At 50.5% G+C, this 22,367-nt stretch carries 26 protein-coding genes; 23 read left to right on the top strand and 3 right to left on the bottom strand.

Annotated elements, in window-relative coordinates; all coding sequences use genetic code 11:
- Nucleotides 1-3 precede the first annotated feature (3 nt).
- From ABLV30_RS01360 to ABLV30_RS01265, 20 genes are all read left to right on the top strand, one after another.
- Nucleotides 4-1,224, top strand: a complete 1,221-nt coding sequence (locus ABLV30_RS01360) for a phage major capsid protein (RefSeq protein WP_169542700.1) — start codon at nt 4-6, stop codon at nt 1,222-1,224.
- A 45-nt stretch (nt 1,225-1,269) separates the two neighbouring features.
- Nucleotides 1,270-1,524, top strand: coding sequence for a hypothetical protein (locus ABLV30_RS01355; RefSeq protein ID WP_169542699.1), 255 nt, complete (start codon nt 1,270-1,272; stop codon nt 1,522-1,524).
- A gap of 5 nt (nt 1,525-1,529) precedes the next feature.
- Nucleotides 1,530-1,862 (top strand): head-tail connector protein, encoded by a 333-nt coding sequence (locus ABLV30_RS01350; RefSeq protein WP_032734570.1) that lies wholly within the window; start codon nt 1,530-1,532, stop codon nt 1,860-1,862.
- 12 nt (nt 1,863-1,874) lie between these two features.
- A complete protein-coding gene (locus tag ABLV30_RS01345) occupies nt 1,875-2,213 on the top strand; it encodes a phage head closure protein (RefSeq protein ID WP_169542717.1) in 339 nt (112 codons plus the stop codon).
- Nucleotides 2,210-2,659, top strand: coding sequence for an HK97-gp10 family putative phage morphogenesis protein (locus ABLV30_RS01340; RefSeq protein ID WP_169542698.1), 450 nt, complete (start codon nt 2,210-2,212; stop codon nt 2,657-2,659). Before ABLV30_RS01345 ends, ABLV30_RS01340 begins: the two co-directional genes overlap by 4 nt.
- Nucleotides 2,656-3,003, top strand: coding sequence for a DUF3168 domain-containing protein (locus tag ABLV30_RS01335; protein WP_154926492.1), 348 nt, complete (start codon nt 2,656-2,658; stop codon nt 3,001-3,003). The genes ABLV30_RS01340 and ABLV30_RS01335 overlap by 4 nt, the downstream gene beginning before the upstream one ends.
- A 56-nt stretch (nt 3,004-3,059) precedes the next feature.
- Nucleotides 3,060-3,770 carry a phage tail protein gene (locus tag ABLV30_RS01330; protein WP_169542697.1) on the top strand — a complete coding sequence of 237 codons (711 nt, stop codon included), beginning with the start codon at nt 3,060-3,062 and terminating at the stop codon, nt 3,768-3,770.
- 30 nt (nt 3,771-3,800) lie between these two features.
- Nucleotides 3,801-4,205 (top strand): phage tail assembly chaperone, encoded by a 405-nt coding sequence (locus ABLV30_RS01325; RefSeq protein ID WP_169542696.1) that lies wholly within the window; start codon nt 3,801-3,803, stop codon nt 4,203-4,205.
- Nucleotides 4,206-4,207: 2 nt separating this feature from the next.
- Nucleotides 4,208-4,513: a DUF4035 domain-containing protein gene (locus ABLV30_RS01320; RefSeq protein WP_169542695.1), complete on the top strand. Its 306-nt coding sequence runs from the start codon at nt 4,208-4,210 to the stop codon at nt 4,511-4,513.
- Nucleotides 4,514-4,699: 186 nt separating this feature from the next.
- Nucleotides 4,700-5,455: a KilA-N domain-containing protein gene (locus ABLV30_RS01315; RefSeq protein WP_148850108.1), complete on the top strand. Its 756-nt coding sequence runs from the start codon at nt 4,700-4,702 to the stop codon at nt 5,453-5,455.
- Between the two features lie 2 nt (nt 5,456-5,457).
- The gene (locus tag ABLV30_RS01310; protein WP_048258037.1) at nt 5,458-5,715 is read left to right on the top strand and encodes a hypothetical protein; all 258 of its coding nucleotides are present in this window, start codon (nt 5,458-5,460) and stop codon (nt 5,713-5,715) included.
- Nucleotides 5,716-5,748: 33 nt separating this feature from the next.
- Nucleotides 5,749-6,057, top strand: a complete 309-nt coding sequence (locus tag ABLV30_RS01305) for a hypothetical protein (RefSeq protein WP_348865495.1) — start codon at nt 5,749-5,751, stop codon at nt 6,055-6,057.
- Between the two features lie 84 nt (nt 6,058-6,141).
- Nucleotides 6,142-6,483, top strand: a complete 342-nt coding sequence (locus ABLV30_RS01300) for a hypothetical protein (protein ID WP_032409974.1) — start codon at nt 6,142-6,144, stop codon at nt 6,481-6,483.
- 59 nt (nt 6,484-6,542) lie between these two features.
- Nucleotides 6,543-10,148 (top strand): phage tail tape measure protein, encoded by a 3,606-nt coding sequence (locus ABLV30_RS01295; protein ID WP_169542694.1) that lies wholly within the window; start codon nt 6,543-6,545, stop codon nt 10,146-10,148.
- 20 nt (nt 10,149-10,168) lie between these two features.
- Complete coding sequence (locus tag ABLV30_RS01290; RefSeq protein WP_042934071.1) at nt 10,169-10,642, top strand: hypothetical protein; 474 nt, start codon at nt 10,169-10,171, stop codon at nt 10,640-10,642.
- Nucleotides 10,629-11,114 (top strand): DUF1833 family protein, encoded by a 486-nt coding sequence (locus ABLV30_RS01285; RefSeq protein ID WP_014838151.1) that lies wholly within the window; start codon nt 10,629-10,631, stop codon nt 11,112-11,114. Before ABLV30_RS01290 ends, ABLV30_RS01285 begins: the two co-directional genes overlap by 14 nt.
- A 9-nt stretch (nt 11,115-11,123) precedes the next feature.
- A complete protein-coding gene (locus tag ABLV30_RS01280; RefSeq protein WP_032750767.1) occupies nt 11,124-11,504 on the top strand; it encodes a hypothetical protein in 381 nt (126 codons plus the stop codon).
- A complete protein-coding gene (locus ABLV30_RS01275) occupies nt 11,501-14,584 on the top strand; it encodes a host specificity factor TipJ family phage tail protein (protein WP_169542693.1) in 3,084 nt (1,027 codons plus the stop codon). Before ABLV30_RS01280 ends, ABLV30_RS01275 begins: the two co-directional genes overlap by 4 nt.
- 64 nt (nt 14,585-14,648) lie before the next feature.
- Nucleotides 14,649-16,868, top strand: a complete 2,220-nt coding sequence (locus ABLV30_RS01270) for a hypothetical protein (protein WP_348865494.1) — start codon at nt 14,649-14,651, stop codon at nt 16,866-16,868.
- Nucleotides 16,869-16,877: 9 nt separating this feature from the next.
- On the top strand, nt 16,878-17,135 hold the full coding sequence (locus ABLV30_RS01265) for a hypothetical protein (protein ID WP_122118002.1): 258 nt from the start codon (nt 16,878-16,880) through the stop codon (nt 17,133-17,135).
- 27 nt (nt 17,136-17,162) lie between these two features.
- On the opposite strand, the gene ABLV30_RS01260 is transcribed toward ABLV30_RS01265, so the two are convergent.
- Entirely contained in the window at nt 17,163-17,426 is a 264-nt protein-coding gene (locus tag ABLV30_RS01260) for a hypothetical protein (protein ID WP_122118001.1), read from the bottom strand.
- Nucleotides 17,427-17,435: 9 nt separating this feature from the next.
- Complete coding sequence (locus ABLV30_RS01255) at nt 17,436-19,103, bottom strand: hypothetical protein (protein ID WP_348865493.1); 1,668 nt, start codon at nt 19,101-19,103, stop codon at nt 17,436-17,438.
- A gap of 90 nt (nt 19,104-19,193) precedes the next feature.
- Here ABLV30_RS01255 and ABLV30_RS01250 point away from each other — a divergent pair, with 90 nt between their 5' ends.
- The 3 genes from ABLV30_RS01250 to ABLV30_RS01240 all read left to right on the top strand — a co-directional run bounded on the left by ABLV30_RS01250 (nt 19,194) and on the right by ABLV30_RS01240 (nt 21,919).
- Entirely contained in the window at nt 19,194-19,745 is a 552-nt protein-coding gene (locus ABLV30_RS01250) for a recombinase family protein (protein WP_004119105.1), read from the top strand.
- Between the two features lie 487 nt (nt 19,746-20,232).
- Entirely contained in the window at nt 20,233-20,652 is a 420-nt protein-coding gene (locus ABLV30_RS01245) for a translesion error-prone DNA polymerase V autoproteolytic subunit (RefSeq protein WP_049130654.1), read from the top strand.
- 1 nt (nt 20,653) lies between these two features.
- Nucleotides 20,654-21,919 carry a Y-family DNA polymerase gene (locus ABLV30_RS01240; protein ID WP_064343006.1) on the top strand — a complete coding sequence of 422 codons (1,266 nt, stop codon included), beginning with the start codon at nt 20,654-20,656 and terminating at the stop codon, nt 21,917-21,919.
- Here the strand turns inward: ABLV30_RS01240 and ABLV30_RS01235 are convergent.
- Complete coding sequence (locus ABLV30_RS01235; RefSeq protein ID WP_316548907.1) at nt 21,880-22,362, bottom strand: hypothetical protein; 483 nt, start codon at nt 22,360-22,362, stop codon at nt 21,880-21,882. The two genes, ABLV30_RS01240 and ABLV30_RS01235, sit on opposite strands and share 40 nt — an antisense overlap.
- Nucleotides 22,363-22,367: the final 5 nt, after the last annotated feature.

The following is a 22,367-nucleotide window of genomic DNA, read 5'->3' as shown; positions in this document are numbered from 1 at the left end:
TATATGTACCAGAAAAAATCGGCTGACGATCAGCCACAAAGTATTGGCGAAATCTCCTCCCAGCTCACCATGGTGATTGATCAGGTCAAAAACTTCGGCGAAGACGTGAAGAGAAAAATGGAGGCAGGAGAAACCGTTTCGCTGGAACTGAAAAAAAGAACGGACGAAAGCCTTAATCAGATGAACGAGCTGAAAGAACGTCTCACTGAGCTGGAGCAAAAAGGTGCACGCCGCCCGAACGATGCACCTGCACAGCGAAAATCGCTCGGTGAGCTGGTGGTCGAAAGTGAAGAGTTCAAAGGCATGGACAGTTCGGCCCGTAAGAGCATCCGCGTCAAGCTGGAACAGAAAGATATTATGAACGTGCCGGCGACTACGGGCACTGGCGTGAGCGCAACAAACAGTCTGGTTGTATCCGATCGTGTTCAGGGCATTATCGCACCACCGGAACGCACTCTTACCATCCGTAACCTGCTGATCCCCGGTAATACTGCATCCAACGGTATTGAATTCGTTCAGGAAACGGGGTTTACCAATAATGCTGCAGCTGTGGCGGAAGGTGCCCTTAAGCCAAAATCAGACATTAAGTTTGAGCTGAAAAGTGCGCCGGTACGTACCATTGCGCATTATTTTAAAGCGTCCCGTCAGATCCTGGACGATGCGCCCGGTCTGGCCAGTTATATCGATGGCCGTGCTCAGTATGGTCTTCGCTTTAAAGAGGAGCAGCAGTTGCTGAGCGGCGATGGCACCGGCGCGAATATCCTCGGTATTCTGCCGCAGGCAACAGAATTTGCTCCAGCGCTTACCCTGTCCAACGCCACGCCGATCGACCGTCTTCGCCTGGCTGTTCTGCAGGCCGTTCTTGCAGAATATCCGGCGTCTGGTTTTGTACTGAACCCGATTGACTGGGCAGGCATCGAGTTGACCAAAGATAACGAAGGCCGCTACATCATTGCGCAGCCGGTCAATGGTGGTGTTCCACGTATCTGGGGTCTTCCTGTTGTGGAAACTCAGGCTATGGCGCAGAACAACTTCCTGACTGGAGCCTTCAACATGGCTGCGCAAATCTTCGATCGCATGGATATCGAAGTGCTGCTCTCCACTGAGAACGAAGATGACTTTATTAAAAACATGGTCACCATTCGTGCGGAAGAGCGTCTGGCGTTAGCAGTTTATCGTCCGGAAGCATTTGTCACCGGTAATGTAACCGCTTCTGGCGGCTGACAATTCAGGGCTGCTTAGCGGCCCTCTCTTTCTGAGGAGATTGTGATGGCCAGAAAAAATGTGGCTGAACCGTCTGTATCCGACGGTAAAAATGCGGCGCCAGAACCCACTGAGGCCGGGACTATTCAGGTTCAGCCTGTCCGGCGTTTTATGGATGGCGATATTTTCAGGGCGCCCGCCGATGATCCTTTTCATGTCTCTCGCTTACGTGCTGCTGAGCTCAAAGGTAACGGGCTGGTGACGATAGTTGGTGAAGTCCCTGATAACAAAATGAACCGCGCCCCCGAAACCAAAGGGTAATGGTTATGACGGTAATCAACACTGAAACAGCCATGGAACATCTCAGGCTGGATGATGAAATCGATAAAACGATGGTGGAGGGGTATCTTGCCGCTGCGGAGGATGCTGCTATGCAGTTTCTTAACCGACGCTTTTTTGCTGACCAGGCTGCTCTGGATAGTGCTGTTGAGAATGAAAGTGCCGGCGATCGTCCTCTTATCATCACGCCCTCCATTCAGAGCGCGGTTCTTCTTATAGTGGGCTGGCTGTATGAAAACCGCGGGGATGATCTGAGTCCTGATATCCCAGGACCCGCACGCTGGTTGCTGAATCCCTGGCGAATTCAAATGGGTGTTTAGCCGGAGGGGATGATGAAAATTGGACCAATGCGGCATCGGATCACCATCCGAAATTTTATTACTACGCGAACACCGAGTGGTCAGCCAACAGATGAGTGGTCTGACGGCGTCACTATCTGGGCAGAAGTAAAGGGAATCAGTGGACGAGAGAACCTGACAGCAGGAGCAGAAAGGGCAGATGCTACAGTTCGTGTCTGGGTTCGATATCGCAAAGATATTTCGGCATCATCGCGGCTTCTTGTCCTGAACGGCCCCTACAAAGGAGTGACATTGAATGTCACCGGGCCTCCGGTGCCAGATAGCAAAGGTACCCGGCTGGAAATTCTCTGCAAACAGGGGACCGAAAAATGATTGATGTGAATCTGGATTTTTCCGGCTTAGAGGATATCGCCCGAGACCTGCAAATCCTCAGCAAAGCCGAAAACAACAAAGTCCTCCGGGACTCTACTCGGGACGGGGCTGAAGTCCTCCGGCAGGAAGTGATTGATCGGGCTCCTGAGCAAAGTGGAAAACTGAAGACAAACGTTGTTGTCGTCACCCAGAAAAGCCGTCGCCGTGGGGAAATCGCGTCGGGGGTGCATATTCGTGGCGTTAATCCGCGAACGGGGAACAGCGACAACACCATGAAGGCCAGCAACAAGCGGAATGCTTTCTACTGGCGCTTCGTGGAGCTGGGAACATCTACGGCCCCGGCACATCCTTTTGTTCGCCCCGCTTTTGATACCCGACAGGAAGAGGCTGCAAAGGTAGCGATGGAGAGAATGAACAAGGCGATCGATGAGGTGCTGGCGAAATGACAGAGGATGATATCTATACCCTGCTGTCGCCGCTGGCAGACGGGCGGGTTTATCCGTATGTGGTGCCGCTTGGCAGCGACGATTTACCTGCAGTGGCCGCTCCTTACATTATTTTCTCGATACCGACTGATGTTGCCGGGGATGTTTTCTGTGGGCAGGCCGAATCGACGCTGCACATTCAGGTAGACGTGTGGGCAGAAACTAACGATGAGGCCAGGGCGTTGCGGCTTGAGGCCCTTGCCCGGCTTGAAGTGCTTTCTCCTACCGAGGTGACAAAAATCCCCGGCTACGACACCACAACTCACCTGCATCGGGCAACGCTCGAAATAACGGTCATTGCCTGACTGAAACCAATCCAACCTGACCGCCGCTGGCGGTTTTTTCATTTATGGAGGCTGCAATGTCAGCACTATTTGAACGCGCCCAAAAAACGGTAGTAATGATTACATCAGTGCCGGTCACTGCGGAAGAGTTGGCATCGGCGACCTGGCTCAACCTGAGTTGTACCATTAAACAGGCCAGCTTTACCGCTGGTCAGAAAAACGATATTGACGTGACAACGCTATGCTCCGAAGAAACGGAGAATATCAACGGACTCCCGGCACCGTCTGAGATGTCTCTCTCCGGTAACTTCTACCGCAACCCGGCGCAGGATACGCTGCGTACTGCTTACGATAATGACGGCGTATACGGCTTTAAGGTTGTGTTCCCTTCCGGGAATGGCTTCCTGTTCCGCGCCGAAGTTCGTCAGCATACCTGGGATTCACAGACCAACGGTGTTGTTGCTGCAACGTTCTCTCTGCGTCTGAAAGGTAAGCCCAGCAATATTGATTCGACAGGTATTCTGTCATTCATCAACGATCTTTCATCTTCGCTATCAGTAGCGGCAGGAAGCGCCCTGACAATGGGTGTGGTCATCCAGGGTGGCACTGCACCTTATACCTACGTCTGGAAAAAAGGTTCGTCAACCGTCAGCGGGCAGACCAGCGCAACGTTTAATAAGGCCAGTGCAGTTTCTGGTGATGCCGGTGTTTACTCCTGTGTAGTCACTGACTCTGCCACTCCGGCGAACGTTATCACCTCATCTGACTGCACCGTCACCATCAGTTAATGGAGCGCCGGGAAACCGGCGATAAACTTAATGTCAAAACAGAATCTTAAAGCGCTGGCGCTGGCCCCGATGGCGGGTTTTCGTAAAAAAGAAGTCACCGTTCCGGAATGGGAAAACGCCAAAATTATCATTCGTGAACCATCGGCTGAGGCCTGGATTCGCTGGCAGGGGATTGCCAGCCCGGAACAACCAAAACTACCGGAAGGGCAGGAAGCGCCAGAGGTGCCAGAACTGACCCCTTCAGAACGCGCGTTCCGCACGATGCGGGCAGATGTCACACTCTTCATTGATATTCTGCTGGATACCGACCTGCAGTACGTTTTCACCGTCGATGATACCGAACAGGTTGAAGCAATTTATGGCCCTGTTCATTCCCGGTTGCTGAAACAGGCGCTTGATCTCATTCGTGATGCGGATGATGCCAAAGCAAAGTAAAAATGCCTGGCATGCAGTTCCTGATGGTGCTGGCGCTCCGGATGGGCCGCACGCTGGGCGAACTGCGACAAACCATGACGGTTGGCGAATTCAGAATGTGGGCTGAATTCGACCGTATCAGCCCGATCGGTGATATCCGTGGCGATATTCTCAATGCCCAGCTGGTTTCAGCGATGTACGGGGCGCAGGGCGGTAAAGTCACCATCGAAGATGCTCAACTCAAGTGGAGCACAGAAGAGGATGAGGTAATCGACAGTGGCGATCCATTTGCCGGATTAGAGGCCGCTTTGCTCGCAGCATCGCATTAAAATCCAATTATCTTCAGCCTCGCATTAACGCGGGGCTTTTTTATACCCAAATTTCACCGCGCATCTCACGCGCACTTCACACAGAACCTTTCAGGATGAGCCTTGAGGATACCGGCTGGCTGTCGGTGCCTTTCTGTGGGCCGGATTCCTGTGAGACAAGGTTCATCACTAAAAGGTAATACCGATATGTCTAACATTGTCCCCATGAATTATGATGACCATTCATTCCCTTTTGCTTCTGATTGCTGGTTTAATGCCACAGTTGCTGCAAAGCATCACGGGAAGAGAGTGAAGAACTGGACAATTCTGGAGTCAACAAGGGATTACGTTGTCGAGTTGGCGCAAGAGCTTGATATTGAACCATTCAATTCTAAAGGGCAGATTTCTACCCTTTTAATTAGGATTGAGAAAGGCCGTTATGGCGGCACATGGATGCACCCAGAGTTGGCGGTTGAGTTCGCCCGTTGGTTGTCAGTCAAATTCGCCCGCGCCTGCGACCGCCACATTAAAAATTTGCTGCTGAGTAAAAATTTTCAGCTCACTGAAGATCAGATTGTCGGCCTCATGGTCTGCCAGCAACCCAGTTCCTGGGAAAAAAGGTTTAAAGACCCGTTCTACCAGGCACTGTCGAAAATGTCCGGCATTCCTTATTTTGGTCATGTCGGCGGATGTCCGGCGTTGTTCGGTCAGATCACCGCTCGCTGGGTCTACGGTGTAGCACTTCCTGATTATGTCTATCAGGCAGCTAAACAGGCAGCCGGCAACAGCAAGGAGAAGATTCATCAGCATCTTAAGCCGGATGCGCTGGAGAAGGTCGAGCAGCAACTGATCGTCGTCACAAACATTGCCAGTTGCAGCATTGACCAGAAGGACTTTGAGGCCCGTTGCATGGCTGCCTTTCCTGTCAAAGGGCAGATGAAGCTGCTGTATGCGGCGGCATAACCATGAATAACCGAATCGTTGAGTGCGCCTCCAGAGCGGGGCGCGACTTCTCGGAGTTCATGAAAGGCGAGAAGAATATGATGGAGGCGCTGCGGTCTGCGGAGGAATTCACCGAGCAGTTACGCATTCACGGCTGCGTTAATCACCACTTCGTTAATTTCATGATGATGAAAGCGATAATGAAGGTGTTCGACGATATGCAACGCGAGGAGCAGCGTGAAGAGCGCCGAAGAAAACGAGCAGAAAAGAAAGGCAAATAGCCCACCCGTGTGGGCTTTCATCTGGAGATGACAATGCTCTTACATATCACCCTGAACTCAGGCAGAACAATGCGCGGTGGTCTTACGCAGTCCATTATTGAAATTTGCTCTGTTTCATTTGGAGCTAAAACGCTATATCAAGAGGGGGAGATCAAAAGCCACCCCGCGGTTTCATGGCGTCCGGTTCATAACAAAGGCACCGAAGGGATCATTTTTCTTCATGAAACAGATATTGCCGTTGTTAAATCTAATGATGGAACGGTGCTTCATGAATGGTATGGTGCGGAAGGTGAGAAGCAAGAACACAAGGCGATCAAGAGCAGCGATCCTTTTGCAGGCTGAGAAGCCGCTTTGCTTGCGGCTTCTCAGTGACAATACATACGCGGCGGTTTAGGATCCCCTACTGTGAACCACAAAGGGGGTATTATGAAGAAAATACTAATTATGATTGTTTGCATTCCTTTAATTAATGCATGCAAGCCATCTGAAAAAGATTTTATTTCTATTGGGGAAACTGTTGTTAGAGAATCACTGAAAGATCCTGATAGCGCTAAGTTTGAATCTTTTTATCACAAGGTTGGCGACAATGATGGATACGTATGTGGGAATGTTAATGCAAAAAATTCTTATGGTGGATATACAGGAAGAAAAGAATACTTTGTATTTATAGAAACGGAAAGCGGTAAGCTTAAAAATAACGGGCCAGTAACCATCGTAAGTGATAGCGATAGTAACGCATTAGAAAAATATAAACTTTTCTGTCAATAAGTTAAATCCTCAAAAAGACCTCGCCTTAGCGAGGTCTTTTTATTTCAGGAGAAAAATAAATGGCAACCCTGCGTGAACTTATTATTAAGGTCTCAGCAAACTCTCAGTCATTTCAGACAGAGATCGCCCGCGCTTCACGCATGGGGCAGGATTATTATAAAACCATGCAGAATGGTGGTCGTCAGGCCGCAGTCGCAGCAAAGGAAAGCCAAAAGGCTCTTTCCGAATTAACGGATGGATTTGCTTCTGCTGGTCGGGCCGCCACGGCAGCAGCAGCTGCATTTGCTACTGGTAAATTAGTTCAAATTGCTGACCAGTGGAACTCCGTAAACGCAAGGCTTAAACAGGCCTCAGTTTCCTCAAACGATTTCACTCTATCTCAGACTCGTTTAATGGCGATCAGTCAAAGTACTGGTACGGCTTTTACCGATAACGCCAATCTATTTTCGCGTGCAGCTGCATCCATGCGTGAATTTGGCTACAGCTCAGATGAAGTAATCAAAATCACAGAAGCGGTATCAACAGGACTTAAACTATCCGGTGCTAGTTCTGAAGAGGCCGGCTCTGTTATTACCCAGTTTAGCCAGGCTCTTGCTCAAGGTGTTTTGCGTGGCGAGGAGTTTAATGCAGTTAACGAATCTGGGGATCGTGTTATCCGTGCCTTGGCTGCTGGTATGGGGGTTGCCCGAAAAGACCTTAAAGCAATGGCGGATCAGGGGCAACTCACGATAGATAAAGTCGTACCAGCTTTAATCAGTCAGTTAGGTGTGTTACAGGGGGAGTTTTCCTCGCTACCGCCGACAGTTTCCGGTTCAATGCAAAAAGTCACTAACTCCTTTATGGCATGGGTTGGTGGGGTGAACCAGGCGACTGGCGCGACAGATGCACTTTCTGGTGGCCTTGATGGGTTGGCAAAGACCCTGGATTCTCTTACATCATCCGCTGTCAGCGGGGCCCTCAGTGACGTAGCAGATAATATGTCACTGGTTACCACCGCAGCAGGTGGTCTGGTTGGGATTGGATTAGCACGGTATCTTGGCGGGATTGTTACCAGCGCAAGCAGTGCTACTGGCGCACTTATTTCAGCCGCAAAATCTGAGGTAGCTCTTGCAGTAGCCCAGGAAAAAGCCGCGCAATCTTCTGTTGCCGCCTCCCGCGCCGCAGTTTACCGGGCCCAACAGGCCCTTCAAAGTGCGAAAAGTGCAGATATTCAGGCGGCTCAACAGGAGAGGGTTGCGGCCGCAGAATCAAGGGTTACCGCGGCACAGGGGCGATTGACTGCAGCACTTGCCACCGGGACAGCTACAGAAAAAGTACGAGCACGAACCGCTCTGGAGCGAGCTCAGGCCGGGCTTGTAGCTGCGAAAAATGCCGATGCACAGGCTGTTGCAGAAAGAAAATTGGCTGCAGTTCAGTCCGCTCTTAGTCGTAATATTGCAGGCCGGGTTTCTGCTCAAAATAACCTTAACAGCGTTACCTCTGTCGGAACCCGCTTAATGAGCGGTGCACTTGGCCTGATCGGTGGTGTACCTGGGTTAGTTATGCTGGGTGCTGGAGCATGGTATGCAGTTTACCAAAGCCAGGAACAAGCAAGAAGATCAGCGCAGGAATACGCCAAAAATATTCAAGAGGTAAAAAATAATATCACATCAATGAGCTTGCCAGAATCATCTGATAATTTAGATAAAACACGCAAGTCACTTAATGAGCAAAATCGATTAGTATCAGAACAAATTAGTAAAATTAAATCATTAAAAGAAGAAATTTCCGGGTATCAGTATATTCTAGCAAATCCCGGCCCAACAACTAGCGGTGGTTTTATGATAAACCACTTAACTAGTATTGATGATGTAACAAAAGAATTATCTGCTTCAACTACTCAACTTTCTGTAGAGCAAGAAAGATTGAACGAGATGCAAAATCAGTCTAATTCCATACAGGATGTATTGGTTAGCCTAGAAAGGCGGCGAGCAGACCAACTTACAAGAATTTCTACTGCACAAGATCAAGCCTATCAATCTCTTTTAGTGATGAACGGTGAGCATAGTAGATTTAACCAATTGCTTGGATTAGGAAACCAGCTTTTAATGGAACGGCAGGGCTTAGTTAACGTTCCAATGCGGATGCCTCAGGCTGACTTAACATCACAACAAACGAATGCTCTTGAGAAAAGCCGTCAGGACCTTGAACTATCAAAGCTTAAAGGAGAGGCAAAGGAAAGAGCCCGGTTAGGTTATGCAGCTGATGAATTAGGTCTTAAGGATGAACCTCAGTTTAAAACTAACCGCGATCTGTATATTAATCAGGGTTTGGCGAAATGGCAAAATGATGAATCGAATAAACCTACCCGGAAAGCGCCAAAAAGCGAAGAGGTTAAAGCGGCTGAAAAGACAGAAGACGTTTACAAGCGCCTTATTAAACAGCAGGAAGAACAAATTGCTTTGGGAAGCCAGAATACCGAACTGGCTAAAGTTAAATACCAGGTCACGCAGGGTGAGTTAGCCTCTCTTGAGAAAGCTAAAAAAGAAACCATTTTGCACAATGCTGCGCTTATCGATCAGAAAAACATTGCTGAACAGTTAAAAACGTTCCGTGAAGGGCTCGCTGACAGCAACGCTGCTGCACGCGACCGGGGGAATATTGATTTTCTTGGTGCCGGGATGGGGGATAAGGCCCGCGACCGCATGAAGGAAATGGCAGATATTCGTACTGATTTTCTCAAACAGCAGCGCGACCTGCAGCGGGATTTCAGCAAAGGTCAGATTTCAGAAGACCTGTACAAACAGCAAACGGAAGCGCTACAGGCGGCGCTTACTGAACGGCTCCAGATTCAGGAGGACTACTACAAGAAAACCGATGAACAGCAGTCAGACTGGCGGGCGGGGATCAGCGATTCACTGATGAACTACGCCGATCAGGCTGCTGACCTCAGTTCAATGGCAGCATCAGCGACCAGCGAGATTCTCAATAACATCACGAACTCCATTTCCAACAACCTGACCAGTGTCCTGACTGGTGCGACTTCGTTCAAAGATGGGATGTCGAATATCTTCAGCTCTCTGGGTGAAACGGTGATTAAGACGCTGATCCAGATGGCAACACAGGCGTTAATCACCAAAGCGATTATGGCGTCGTTCGGCGGTGGTGCTGGTGGGATGTTCGGTAGTCTTTTTGGTGGAGCAAGTGGAGCTGCAAGTAGTGGAACTGCGCTGCAAAGCTTCGGATCGTCTTTTGCCTTTAATGCCCTCGGTGGTGTCTACGATTCGCCTTCACTTTCCGCATACAGCGGCGGTGTATACAGCACTCCGCAGTATTTTGCCTTTGCGAAAGGAGCGGGCGTGTTCGGTGAAGCGGGACCGGAAGCGATTATGCCCCTGACCCGTGGCGCTGATGGTTCGCTGGGGGTTCGTGCGGTTGGACGTGAGTCACCTGCAGTCCAGGATGCTGCAAGGCAGATTGAGGCGCAACCACGAATCGCGGTCAGTGTTGATGCCCGTAGCACGTTTAGCGGGCAACCTGACGACGCAACAATGCTGGCAGTAGATCGAAGGAATGCTGCACTGGAACGACGCATCATCAACACACTCACTGCTGAAGTAAATAACCCCCAGAAGAAATTCGGACGCGCCATCTACTCCAATCTACAGCCCAAAAAACCAAGATAGACTGCCCGGAGGGAAAGTTAATGGCGGATATTATCTATCCGGATGAGTACCTGCCCATGCCACTTATGGACGGGTACGGTTTTAAGCCCATATCACCTTTACTGCGAACGGAAATGACGTCCGGTCGCGCAAGGCAGCGGCGGCGATACACCTCAACACCCACTCAGGCATCAGTGAAATGGATTTTTCAGACTGATGCGCTGGCGCAGGTGTTTGAGGCCTTTTTCCGGGACGCACTGAAAGACGGACAGTCCTGGTTCTATCTGAGGCTCCAGACCCCGATCGGGGTAAAGCCCTACAAAGCCAGGTTCATTGATATTTACGAAGGTCCGACACTTGTCGCACCGAAATACTGGCAGTACAGCGCAACGCTGGAGTTATGGGAACGTCCGTTACCGCCTGCCGGGTGGGGCAATTATCCGGAATGGCTCGCTGGCCAGTCATTGCTCGATATTGCACTGAATAAGGAGTGGCCAAAGCATGACGATTCTTGAGCAACTTTATGCCAGTAGCGGCTCTGAAGTCATTCACGACACGTTGCAGATCACGGCAGGTGATCAGAACTACTGGCTTACCCGTGGGTGGGACAATATCACTGTCACATTAGAAGACGGGCAGCAGGCAACTTTTGAGGGATGCGCTATCGATATTGCGTTACCTGCAAGGAATGCTGACGGCACACAAGACCTGAAATTTGCCATCAGTAATGTTGACGGTGTGGTATCTGATGCGATTGACAGAATTCTGGACGAAATGAAATCGGCAACACTGACTTTTCGGCGGTATATCTCCTCTGATTTATCCGCACCTGCGGCATCGCCTTACACCCTTGATGTGAAATCCGGATCGTGGACGGCAACTGCGGTGCAGGTAACTGCCGGATATATGAACATCCTTAAAACGGCCTGGCCGCGTAATCGTTATAACCTGGCTGAACATCCCGGTCTTCGTTACATGTCTTCCTGAGGTATTCACATGTTCCATTCTGATAAATACCTTTCGGTCAAATGGCTGAAGGGCGGGCGCGTTTATCCTGAGCTCGACTGTTTCGGCATTATCAATGAAATCCGCGGCGATCTCCTTCTCCCGTTATGGCCGGATTTTTCCGGCGTGACGAAAGATGAGGGAGGGCTCGATCGTGAGGCCAGGAAGTTTATGAAATCCCTCACACGCTGTGAGCCTTGTGTCGGGGCCGGGGTAGCTTGTTATTCAGGATCAACCGTGACGCATGTTGGTATCGTCGTTTTACTGGATGGCCAGTTGCAGGTTGCCGAATGTAATCCGGGAACCAATGTCACTTTTCTACCTCTTCCGCGATTTGTCCGTCGGTTTAACCGTGTGGAGTTCTGGCAATGACGATAAGAATTTACCCTTCCCGGCTCCCCGGAGAACCGCTTGAAACTCATGAGCACGGCAATATTACGCTGCATCAATGGATGGTCAGAAATGTTCCAGGGTACAGCCAGGACAGATCGCACCCAGTTGCCGTTGAATTAAATGGTCGCACACTTCCTCCCGATGAGTGGCCGCTTTGCCAGTTGAGCCCGGACAGTGATGTCAGAATTTATCCTGTTCCCTATGGAACCGGGCTGGAAATTGCCGTCTGGGTTTCTGTTGCAATATCAGCTGCCAGTGCTGTCTTCTCGTTGTTCTTCGGGCCGAAAGTCGACCTTGGTGGTTATTCATCGGGTAGCGGTCGTTCGCTGGAGCTAAACCCGGCAAAAGCTAACACGGCGAAACTTGGAGACCCTATACGTGAGGTGTTTGGTCGATGCCGTATCTATCCTGATTATCTGGTGCAGCCGGTTACCCGTTTTGACCCAAATGATCCAACGCGAATGACGGTCGAAATGTTTCTTTGCGTCGGGCAGGGGAGGTTTTCGTTTACGGGAGGAGATAAACGGATTGGAGAAACCCCGGCAGCCTCGCTGGGTGATGGTTTCAGCGATAAGGTGTACCAGCCAGGAGAGGACGTATCTTCTGATCCGAGAAGCGAAAACTGGTTCAACTCGACAGAAGTCGGCGGAACATCAAGCGGAACAGGGCTGGATATGGCCCAGACCTCGCCTGATTCCGACGATATTATTGCTGACAGCATGACTGTATCTGGGGTATCAGTAACGTTCACAGGACTGGACGCGGATGATGATGACGATGACGACGAGGATGATAACTCTCTGCCTGCAAGCTGGGTCGCAGGAACTATCGTTGAAATTAAAGCCCCCACCAACTTCCTTATTTCCACCTCGTCAGGTTACAGCGTATTTGCCAGCAAGCTACTGACTGAAATCGCGCCGGTGGTTGGGATGCCAGTAACGTTGAGTTTTAACAGTGTTGATTACGATCTCTTTATTGCAACCTGTACGCCGGGACAGGATGCCATTCCGGGAGAGGGCGGCAGTGCGGCTAAAATTCAGTCCAGCGCGGCACCGACAACTTACGATTTCTCGCTGGGCAGCACAACGTTTACGGTGACCTGGCACGGAACAACTTATACCGTCTCTCTTGTTGCTGATTATGTGAATATGTCCGGCCTTCTGGCTGCAATTACTGAGGGACTGACCGGCTCCGGCCTGGTGGCGCAGGATAATGGCGGAACGGTACTAATCGCTGAAGAGACAAGCCCGTTTGCGGGTGGAGAAATCACTTCATCCTCGCTCCCGGTAGCGGTCTTTGGCGATGCGCCTGTTTATACCGCAGGCAGTGAATCAACCGGCGGTAGCGCAGCTATCACCGCAAACGTCACATTAGCGTATAACAGCGCGACCGGTACACCTTTTTCGGGGATGCCGGAAGGTACCCAGCGTCTTTCTCTCTCTCATCGGGGTAATGAGTACCAGATAATTTCAACTGATGGCACAACGGCTACCGTTGCGCGTCTGGTTAATGGTGCGGTTGATGCCTCCTGGCCAGGTTTTTCAGCGCGGACGATGATTGACTATGAAGCCACGGGGCTCAACGACACGCTGAGCTGGCTGGGACCGTTTCTTGCCTGTCCTGAAAATGAAGTTGTTGACGCCTTTGAGGTGAATTTCTCCTTTCCTAACGGCATCTGCGGTTTTGATAACAAGGGCAAGAAACGCATCCGGCATGTTGAGTGGGAGATTCAGTATCGGGTTTATGGCACCGGCTCCGGGTGGATCAGCAAGCAGGGCGAATACGCGCTCAAAAACATTAATGGGCTGGGGTACACAGAAAGATTTTCGCTCGACTCTCCTGGCCTGGTCGAAGTGCGGTGCCGTCGCCGGAACGAGCAGGGCAGCAATAACGCGCGCGACAATATGTACTGGCAGGCTTTAAGGGGGAGGCTTCTGGCAAGACCCGTATCCTACTCAGGTGTAACAACCTGGGCAATTACCGTTGAAACCGGGGGGAAGCTGGCGGCACAGTCTGACAGGCGCGTCAGCGTGGTCGCTACCCGCGAATATGACGGAGGGGGAAACAGAACCATTAGCGGCGCATTTCGTCATGTAGCAGGCAGTCTGGGTTTTAACGCGAACCAGATTGACACCTCTGCGATAAATGCTCTTGAAACTGCCTGGTGGACGCCAAGGGGAGAATATTTTGACTATGAGGCAAGTAGCGACAGTGCTTCAGCGAAAGATATTTTCGACAAAATCACCGAAGCAGGCATGAGCTACTTTTTGCTGTCAGACGGGCTCTTATCTGCCGGGCGAGAAGGTATCAAAAGCTGGACCGGGATCATTACCCCCCAGGATACGGTAGAGGAAATGAAGACCTCATTCAGGGCCCCTTCTGATGATGATTATGACGGTGTTGACGTCACATATATTAATCCGGTTACCTGGGCAGAAGAAATCGTTCAGTGCCGGACGACTGATAATCCTGTGCCTCGCAAAGTGGAGTCGTACTCACTGGGCATTGTAATGACAGCAGATCGTGCATACCGAATAGGCATGCGCAGGCTCATGAAATATCTGCATCAGCGCAGGACCTATGAATGCACAACTGAGCTTCTTGGCTGGTGTTACCAGTTTGGTGATCACATCATTCTTTCTGATGATATTCCGACGGGTAAAACAATCAGCTGTCTGATAGAAGGCGTGACATTCGATGATGAAGTTATCACGTTAACAGTTACTGAACTTCTTGACTGGAGCTATGTTAATCCGCGCTGCTGGATTCAGTTTCAGGGAGGACGGCCGTCGACTCGTTTGCTAACGCCGACACGTGTCGATGACTTCACCCTTACTATACCTTACAACGACGACCTACACCCGGAAGACTGGACAATGGATGACCCGGATGTTGAATTACCGCGCCTGTTATTTTGTGACAGTGAGAAGGGGGCCCGGCACGGTATCGTTCAGGAAATAGTCCCGTCTGATGACTGCACCTGTCAGGTCACCGCCCCGGAATACAAAGAAATTTTCTACAGCTACGACGACGCTACCTACCCCGGCGACGTCGCTTAACTTTTTAAAAAGCACCCATTCACCCGCCTCATTCGGCGGGTTTTTCATTTTTGGAGCACAATGTATGGCCGACAACGAAAAGCTTGGCTCGACATCACCACAGATATTGCTGAAGAACGCAACTAATCTGGATAAGTTAGTCAATGGCCGCGAATCAGAGTCATTGCCGGATCGTTTCGCTGTACTTCGCCGCACCTGGTACGGTATGGAGATGATCTTCAATCGCTTCATCACGTATATCACGGGACGTGGAGAACAGGCGGTAGGTGCCATTGGCTGGCAGGAGCTGGGAAACTGGGCGACTGGCCTCACGGTCGATAATCGCCAGCAAATCGTTTATTACAATGGCTCCTGGTACAAATACCTTGGAGAGCTTGAGCACGTCATTACCGGAGATTCTCCAGAGAATGATGGTGGAGTGTGGTCGGCTGAAAACCCAACGGGGAAATGGTCGAATATTGGTGATGCGGCTCTTCGCTCAAACCTGGGTTCAGGCGACGGCGCTAAACTCGTTGGTGGTATAGGATTTGTGTCGCCGGAAATGTTCGGCTACCTGCACGGTGTTTCTCCTGATGCCGTGCCTTACTATCAAAAGGCTGTCGATGAAGGACACGCCAGAGGGCTTCCCGTGCAACTGACGGGGAAATATTACGCCACAACCTATCCTCATAAAGTCACTTTACCAGGCGATGACGGGACCGCTTACCCAGGGTGGGTGGCTGCGGGGAATGATGCAAATATTGCTGCGGAATCTGAAAATCATATTTATGCGGCGATTCGACTTTATCCCGACTCCGTTATTATCGGCGACAGTATGCAGAACTGCGCGTTAATTGGAGACTGGAATTCTGATACGCCTGTGATTAACAATAACCAGCACATTGGTTATTTTATTTCCGGTGACTCATCAGACGGTTATATCCGCCCTCAGCTGGTTAATCACGGTGTGCGCAACTTCTTTATCGGTCGCTACGGGAATGGCGTTCTTGACCGGTCCACTGAAGATAATTTCCTCATCCGTGATTGCTGTCTGACGGGCTGGTTTATGGGGGCCGACTCCGTTTGCAACGGTTTCGTTGTCGCCCGTGATTGCTATACCGGCGACGCCTATGGCGGGGCGTGGACGCAACGAAATGCCGCGGTCACTATTCCGTATCTCCCTCCCTATCCGGCGGCAGAGATTTTCAAAGTAGGCTGGGTCGATGCGATCCGTTATACGAAATATCACTTTTACGGTAAGCCACGGCTGTTTGGCCCCATAGATAAGGCGATTGATACGTGGTTCGATACGTATATCTATAAATCCGCCAACTCTGCGCGAACCTCCGCAGGCGGCAGGCTGACAAACAATACTGCCAGCGGCTATTCAGCGCGTTCGTTTCCCGGCATTGCGGGCCGGGCATTCACCGTTCTCAGTCGTTACGGTCGTGCGGTGAACGGGGTCTGCCTTGACGATGTGAAGGTGCTGGGAACCCACCGCGTCCCGTTTTACACCGACGCAGGCAGTTACAACGTGATTCACACTTCCTACGTTGAAAAGACCTGTCTCGTTGATACAACGACGACAACTATTGCCGGTAATCAGTTCTATACCGACTATCAGGACCCGTGGAACCCATCGCTGACAAAAGCGCCAGCGATGGTTTGCGAGGGCGGTATCACCGTCGACAGGACTATCGTTTCTGCTGGCGTGGCTACACATCCGTTCAGCCAGAAACCAGCAACAATCAACGGCCCGCTCATCATCAATCCGTTCCGTGATGACACAGAGGACTACTCGGCCGCGCAGATTGCAGAGTGGAACAGCGCCGAAGGGAAAACGGTATACCTCTATGACTGGCGCCGTCAGTACAGCGTCCAGCGCCCGATACGGTTTTTTGATAACACACAGGAAGCATTCCAGTACTACAAGGGTGTCTGGACGCCGGTTGTCAAATGCGGCTCAGAAGTCGTGACGCTGAATACCACGGTGGGCACCTACCGCCGCTCCGGGCGGTTAGTGCATGCGACATTCAGAATCGAAACCACGTCAATGGCGCTGACGACAGGAGGCGCGGTAGTGATATCAGGGCTTCCGTTCACGGTTGCTGCACTGAGCGATGGGGGATTAACAGTTTCCCCGATAATTTGCAGTCGTGCTGGCTCGGCAATCATTATTGCGCAAACGAACCCGACAACGAGGGACATCTTGCTGCTAACAAATAGCTCGCCATCCGCTTTCTCAATAACCGGCGGAACCGGTTTAACTATTTACGGTTCAGTTCAGTACGTTCTGACAGAATAAGGATTTGCTATGTTTACAATAGAGAAAGAAGTTGAGGTTAATCAGGTAACTGTCGATGGTATTGCGGTTGGCACTGCGACGCTTAAAGTCATCCTTACATACACCATCGAGAGGATCGAGCTTGAAGGGGCGAACGGTATCGCTTTTTACACTGTTACATCTGACGCCGATGCTGAGGGTGCGAGGAATTACATCCCATTCACCTATTCAGGAAGTGGCGATCCGCTGTCTGAGGCCGAGGTAGCGCTAAAGTTAACAGTTGAATGAAATGCCCGCCAGCGATGGCGGGTCTGTTCAGCCGTTCATGGACAGACTCAGGGCGGTTTCTGCTTCGGTCAGCGGATTACCGCCTGCATAGTCAAAGGTAAACTGAGCGTAAGGCGATTTAACCCCGCCAGTCTCCACGACATAATTTACCGTGCAGGCCGACGCGGAGAGGGAATCGACGGAAACAACGGTGACGGTCAGCGCCACCTCTTCCGTACCATCATCAACCGCAATGCCGTAGTCCGGATAATATTTACTGCATGCAATGGATTTCGTAATGGTGAATGACATTATGGCTCCTTAATTGAACTGTACTTCTGCCCAGGATGAACTGACCGTTGTATTGTTGTTTGATACCACCACCACATCACCGGGCCTGACATCAAAGTTAGCCGCAAACTGACCGGCTGTTGAGGATAAAAACACGGTTTTTCCTGCCCTGACTACGCTGAAGCTTCCTCCTGTGGATATTGTTCCTACAATATAAACCCTTAACTTTTTGTTTCCTGTGTAGGTTGTAGTCCCTCCTCCGGTGTTAAGACCTGAGCTAACCTCAAGCACTTTTCCATTACCTGACGAATTGCCTGAAGAGAACTGAAGCTCTCCGGTAAAAGAAAGGCCGATGGATTTGATGAGCGAGGCGTAGTTATAGATATAGAACGGCAGCGTTGTGCCGGTGTAATCCACGGCAACACCGTCCAGGTAAACTTTAAAATTCGCACTCTGGGACAGAACGTTAACCAGCCTCGCGTAGTCTGATGTTCTCTGGTAGTTAAACCCGATGGCCTCGACGGACTGGAGTTCAAGTTTGCCGCTGGTGATAGTGGCGTCAACGTGGAACATGTCTTTCGAGGAAAGCACCAGACTGCTGTTACCCCTGAACAGACGCGCTGATTTTATTGTGACTGATGACGCCGTGGACGTGGAAAGCCCGTCATACGATGTGTTGTTGGTCAGGCTCACCGCCTGGTTAAGAATGTTGCCGTTGATATTATCAACAAACAACGAACCGCCATGACCGACGCGGTATCCGCAGCCCAGCTTTAAAAGCTGAGACGACCCGATGTGAACCACTGAGCCGGATATGTCCGCAGCATACGTATCCTCCGTATTGACGTCAGAGTTACCCAGCACGCTCAGATGCGTACCGATATCGACAGAAGGACAGTCGAAGATTTTAACCTGCGGAACACCCCATGCGCCGGTTAACAGTTTCCCGATATGCATACTGCCGCATGAGCGGAGCATTAACTGTCCCGCGCCAGCTGCCGGGATGAAGTTTTCAAAACTGGCTATCTGAACGTCATATGCCGTATCAATAAGGGAATAATGCGTCACCCCCTCTTCCCAGACCGAGGTGATATTACCGAATCCGGTTGTGCCCCTGACGTACAGAGCCGCGGCCCCACCAAATGCGGCGAGCGATGATTTATGGACGCACTGAACACCGGGAGCCGCTTCACCATTCCATTCCCCGGCAGAGCCAAATAAATACCCTCCGTACCCGTAGCCTGTAATATGGAACTCGGGCGCAATAACGCCGCTCTCCATGCGAACAGCAAAATCAGAATCTGATGGCGTGGCCGCATCGACAGAGTTTCCGCCACCGTCCGTCACGACAATATTAATGAACGGGGAATAACACGAAATAAAATCGAATCCGGCACCGGTCGCTAATTCAAATTCGCCCACGACTCCGCACAGATTCTCGTTATATTTCTCACCCAGTACGCTTGTTGATTCCACCGACTGAAACAGGAATCGTTCAGTCAGCTTAACAGGCCTCCCGGTGTCGTTGACAATCACCCGGCATGCGTAGCCGTCCGCGCCTTTCGCGCCCTCCAGCGCTGCCGCAAAAGCGCTGTTTTCAGTCGCAGACAGCAGAGAATAAGTCGACAGGCGGACAGCGTTCCCTTTGTTCAGAAGATAGTCCATTGCCTGCTGAACGGTCACCTTCTGACCGAGCATGACAATACCAGCACCAGGTATTTCGCCTGAACCCAGGTTTACGCGAACAATCCCGGCAATTTACAATCAGCTATTTCAAAGGGTTGCATAATGCTGATTGGCTACGCGCGGGTATCTACCGGCGATCAAAACCTCGATTTACAGAAAAACGCACTGGTTCGCGCAGAATGTGAACTAATTTTCGAAGATACCGCCAGCGGGAAAAATGCGAAGCGTCCCGGATTAAGGAAAGCTATTCGCCGTCTTCGACCTGGTGATTCGCTGGTGGTCTGGAAACTGGATCGTCTCGGTCGCAGCGTACGCGACCTCATTACGTTGGTATCTGAACTGCAGGAGCGGGGAATTCATTTTCGCAGCCTGACCGACAGCATTGATACCAGCACGCCAGCAGGCCGCTTCTTTTTCCACGTCATGAGCGCTCTGGCGGAGATGGAGAGGGAATTGATAGTGGAGCGCACCCGCGCCGGTTTAGCCGCGGCAAGGGAGCAGGGGCGTATCGGTGGCCGCCGCCGGGTAATGACAACCGAAGTGGTGGAACGCTGCCGGCGCATGCTGGAGAACGGAGCTTCACGCCAGCAGATAGCTGATGTGATCGGAGTAGGGGTGAAGACTATCTATAAATATTTGCCAGTAACGGGATGAGCTTTAAGCCTAATGGCTATCAAAACTTTTCGTGATTATTTGATATGCCTTCCCACAGTTGTAAAAGCCCAAACATCATGAGTCCTGAGACAGTAAAGAGTGTTGCGGCAACGAGTAAAGTAGTCATTTAAGAGCCTGTGTTTTATTGATTACATTTAAGACACCACGACATAAAAATAGTTGCTGAGCTTTACAAAACAATGAAGTATTGCTACCAGCACTTCAGTGCCCTACCTGGTAACCGTATGCAAGAGCCCGCAGATGAGCAATTTGCTATGGAGGCGGTGCCATAGCTGCAAAATTTTATCGTCGCACTGTTCGCAAAATCATCAAACAGTTAAGCACTGAAAACACTTTAAGACTTACCTTACTCATTACATCAATGCGTTACGGCAATGACGAAAATTGATAGCCAAAACCTATATTGATCTGTCTCGTGGTTAAATCTACTGTATATATAAACAGTATTTATGTGAGTGGATTTATTATGAAGTTTTATACACCAGCAGAATTACGTCAGATCGTATTGCTCCCCTTATTTAGTGACCTTGTCCAATGTGGGTTCCCAAGCCCCGCGCAGGATTACGTTGAGCAACGCATAGACCTGAACGAGCTGTTAATTAATCACCCCAGCGCGACGTATTTTGTCAAAGCTGCGGGCGATAGCATGAAAGATGCGGGCATTAGCGAGGGGGATCTTCTGGTCGTGGATAGCTCAAAAACCGCAGTTCATGGTGATATCGTGATTGCTGCGGTGGACGGGGAGTTTACCGTTAAGAAGCTGCAGTTGCATCCGCGGGTTCAGCTTAACCCAATGAATAGCGCGTATTCCCCGATAGTCGTCGGAAGCGAGGATACTCTCGACGTGTTCGGGGTCGTTACTTACATCATCAAGTCAGCGGGTTAAGATGTTTGCGCTTTGCGATGTGAATTCATTTTACGCATCGTGCGAGACGGTGTTTCGTCCTGACCTGAAAGGGCGGCCAGTTGTCGTCCTCTCAAATAACGATGGCTGTGTTATTGCTCGTTCTGCTGAGGCGAAGCCCTTCGTCAAAATGGGAGAGCCATATTTCAAGCAAAAAGATATGTTTCGCCGGCACGGCATTATCGCGTTTAGTAGCAACTATGAGCTTTACGCCGATATGTCTAACCGGGTAATGACAACGCTGGAGGAACTCTCTCCACGATGCGAAATATACAGTATCGATGAGGCATTTTGCGATCTGACAGGAGTTCGTAACTGTCGTGACCTTACCGACTTTGGCAGGGAAATTCGCGAGACGGTTCTGCGCCGGACGCACCTCACGGTCGGCGTCGGCATAGCTCAGACTAAAACCCTGGCTAAGCTGGCAAATCACGCAGCGAAACAGTGGCAGCGGCAGACCGGAGGCGTAGTTGATTTGTCGAATATTGAACGGCAGAGGAAGTTAATGGCGCTGTTGCCGGTTGATGAAGTATGGGGCGTTGGGCGCCGTATCAGTAAAAAACTGGAGTCTATGGGGATAGACACAGTGTTAAAACTTGCCGACACGGATATCCGTTTCATCAGGAAGCACTTTAATGTTGTGCTGGAAAGAACGGTGCGGGAGCTGCGCGGCGAGCCATGCCTCGGGCTGGAGGAATTCGCGCCGGTAAAGCAGGAAATCGTGTGCAGCCGTTCTTTTGGCGGCCGCATCACTGAATATCATGAAATGCGCCAGGCGATATGCAGCTACGCATCGCGCGCAGCCGAGAAACTTCGCGGCGAACATCAGTATTGCCGGTTTATCTCAGCGTTCGTTAAAACCAGTCCCTTTGCGCTCAATGAGCCATATTACGGAAACAGCGCATCCGTAAAGCTGCTTACGCCAAGCCAGGACAGCAGAGACATAATCACCGCGGCGACGAAATGCCTCGATGCAATCTGGCGAGACGGACATCGTTATCAGAAAGCAGGGGTAATGCTGGGGGATTTCTACAGTCAGGGCGTTGCACAGCTGAATCTGTTCGATGACAACGCGCCGCGTCAGAACAGCGAAAAGTTAATGGAAGTTCTCGACCATCTCAACGCAAAAGATGGCAGGGGGACGCTCTATTTTGCAGGGCAGGGAATCCAGACAGCATGGCAGATGAAGCGTGATATGCTCTCGCCGCGCTATACGACGCGGTTTTCTGATTTACTTAAGGTCAGATAGTAAGAAGAATCTTCCAAAGGCAGAATATTCATTTCCCTAACAGCAACCTGATTAACAATAAATGTTGTTTTATAACAAGGGTGTAGGATTGAAAAGTTATTACGTACACAAAAATCAAAAAGATGCGCATTGCCAACGTCTTCAATTACAACATCTTTCCATGGGTTAACGCTACAACAGAGATTTAGAAAGCTTTTAAACCATCCTTTCCTTTGGAGTTCTGAAGGAAGGGTTACTGTGCAAATGGATAAGCAATTTCCAGGATATCTATTAGTGTATGGCCTGAGTAGAACAACTATTTCATTATCTATAACCTCTAAACCCCGCATGAATTCATCAGACTTATCTCCTTTCTGTAAAATTTCTGCAAGCCAACGTTTAATCTGTGATTCAACGTTAGGTGACTCAGAATGAATCCATTTAAGGATATCTTGGCGCTTCATACTCT

The sequence above is a fragment of the Klebsiella sp. CN_Kp113 genome (assembly GCF_040064585.1).
GTDB classification, from domain to species: Bacteria; Pseudomonadota; Gammaproteobacteria; order Enterobacterales; family Enterobacteriaceae; genus Klebsiella; species Klebsiella michiganensis.
The sequence above is the reverse complement of the archived record's forward strand: the minus strand, read 5'-3'. Positions and strand labels throughout refer to the sequence as shown.

What these genes read in the sequence shown, in the direction of transcription:
- ABLV30_RS01360 (WP_169542700.1), top strand. Translation starts at nt 4, where the DNA reads ATGTACCAGAAAAAATCGGCTGACGATCAGCCACAAAGTATTGGCGAA.
- ABLV30_RS01355 (WP_169542699.1), top strand. Translation starts at nt 1,270, where the DNA reads ATGGCCAGAAAAAATGTGGCTGAACCGTCTGTATCCGACGGTAAAAAT.
- ABLV30_RS01350 (WP_032734570.1), top strand. Translation starts at nt 1,530, where the DNA reads ATGACGGTAATCAACACTGAAACAGCCATGGAACATCTCAGGCTGGAT.
- ABLV30_RS01345 (WP_169542717.1), top strand. Translation starts at nt 1,875, where the DNA reads ATGAAAATTGGACCAATGCGGCATCGGATCACCATCCGAAATTTTATT.
- ABLV30_RS01340 (WP_169542698.1), top strand. Translation starts at nt 2,210, where the DNA reads ATGATTGATGTGAATCTGGATTTTTCCGGCTTAGAGGATATCGCCCGA.
- ABLV30_RS01335 (WP_154926492.1), top strand. Translation starts at nt 2,656, where the DNA reads ATGACAGAGGATGATATCTATACCCTGCTGTCGCCGCTGGCAGACGGG.
- ABLV30_RS01330 (WP_169542697.1), top strand. Translation starts at nt 3,060, where the DNA reads ATGTCAGCACTATTTGAACGCGCCCAAAAAACGGTAGTAATGATTACA.
- ABLV30_RS01325 (WP_169542696.1), top strand. Translation starts at nt 3,801, where the DNA reads ATGTCAAAACAGAATCTTAAAGCGCTGGCGCTGGCCCCGATGGCGGGT.
- ABLV30_RS01320 (WP_169542695.1), top strand. Translation starts at nt 4,208, where the DNA reads ATGCCTGGCATGCAGTTCCTGATGGTGCTGGCGCTCCGGATGGGCCGC.
- ABLV30_RS01315 (WP_148850108.1), top strand. Translation starts at nt 4,700, where the DNA reads ATGTCTAACATTGTCCCCATGAATTATGATGACCATTCATTCCCTTTT.
- ABLV30_RS01310 (WP_048258037.1), top strand. Translation starts at nt 5,458, where the DNA reads ATGAATAACCGAATCGTTGAGTGCGCCTCCAGAGCGGGGCGCGACTTC.
- ABLV30_RS01305 (WP_348865495.1), top strand. Translation starts at nt 5,749, where the DNA reads ATGCTCTTACATATCACCCTGAACTCAGGCAGAACAATGCGCGGTGGT.
- ABLV30_RS01300 (WP_032409974.1), top strand. Translation starts at nt 6,142, where the DNA reads ATGAAGAAAATACTAATTATGATTGTTTGCATTCCTTTAATTAATGCA.
- ABLV30_RS01295 (WP_169542694.1), top strand. Translation starts at nt 6,543, where the DNA reads ATGGCAACCCTGCGTGAACTTATTATTAAGGTCTCAGCAAACTCTCAG.
- ABLV30_RS01290 (WP_042934071.1), top strand. Translation starts at nt 10,169, where the DNA reads ATGGCGGATATTATCTATCCGGATGAGTACCTGCCCATGCCACTTATG.
- ABLV30_RS01285 (WP_014838151.1), top strand. Translation starts at nt 10,629, where the DNA reads ATGACGATTCTTGAGCAACTTTATGCCAGTAGCGGCTCTGAAGTCATT.
- ABLV30_RS01280 (WP_032750767.1), top strand. Translation starts at nt 11,124, where the DNA reads ATGTTCCATTCTGATAAATACCTTTCGGTCAAATGGCTGAAGGGCGGG.
- ABLV30_RS01275 (WP_169542693.1), top strand. Translation starts at nt 11,501, where the DNA reads ATGACGATAAGAATTTACCCTTCCCGGCTCCCCGGAGAACCGCTTGAA.
- ABLV30_RS01270 (WP_348865494.1), top strand. Translation starts at nt 14,649, where the DNA reads ATGGCCGACAACGAAAAGCTTGGCTCGACATCACCACAGATATTGCTG.
- ABLV30_RS01265 (WP_122118002.1), top strand. Translation starts at nt 16,878, where the DNA reads ATGTTTACAATAGAGAAAGAAGTTGAGGTTAATCAGGTAACTGTCGAT.
- ABLV30_RS01260 (WP_122118001.1), bottom strand. Translation starts at nt 17,426, where the DNA reads ATGTCATTCACCATTACGAAATCCATTGCATGCAGTAAATATTATCCG.
- ABLV30_RS01255 (WP_348865493.1), bottom strand. Translation starts at nt 19,103, where the DNA reads ATGCTCGGTCAGAAGGTGACCGTTCAGCAGGCAATGGACTATCTTCTG.
- ABLV30_RS01250 (WP_004119105.1), top strand. Translation starts at nt 19,194, where the DNA reads ATGCTGATTGGCTACGCGCGGGTATCTACCGGCGATCAAAACCTCGAT.
- ABLV30_RS01245 (WP_049130654.1), top strand. Translation starts at nt 20,233, where the DNA reads ATGAAGTTTTATACACCAGCAGAATTACGTCAGATCGTATTGCTCCCC.
- ABLV30_RS01240 (WP_064343006.1), top strand. Translation starts at nt 20,654, where the DNA reads ATGTTTGCGCTTTGCGATGTGAATTCATTTTACGCATCGTGCGAGACG.
- ABLV30_RS01235 (WP_316548907.1), bottom strand. Translation starts at nt 22,362, where the DNA reads ATGAAGCGCCAAGATATCCTTAAATGGATTCATTCTGAGTCACCTAAC.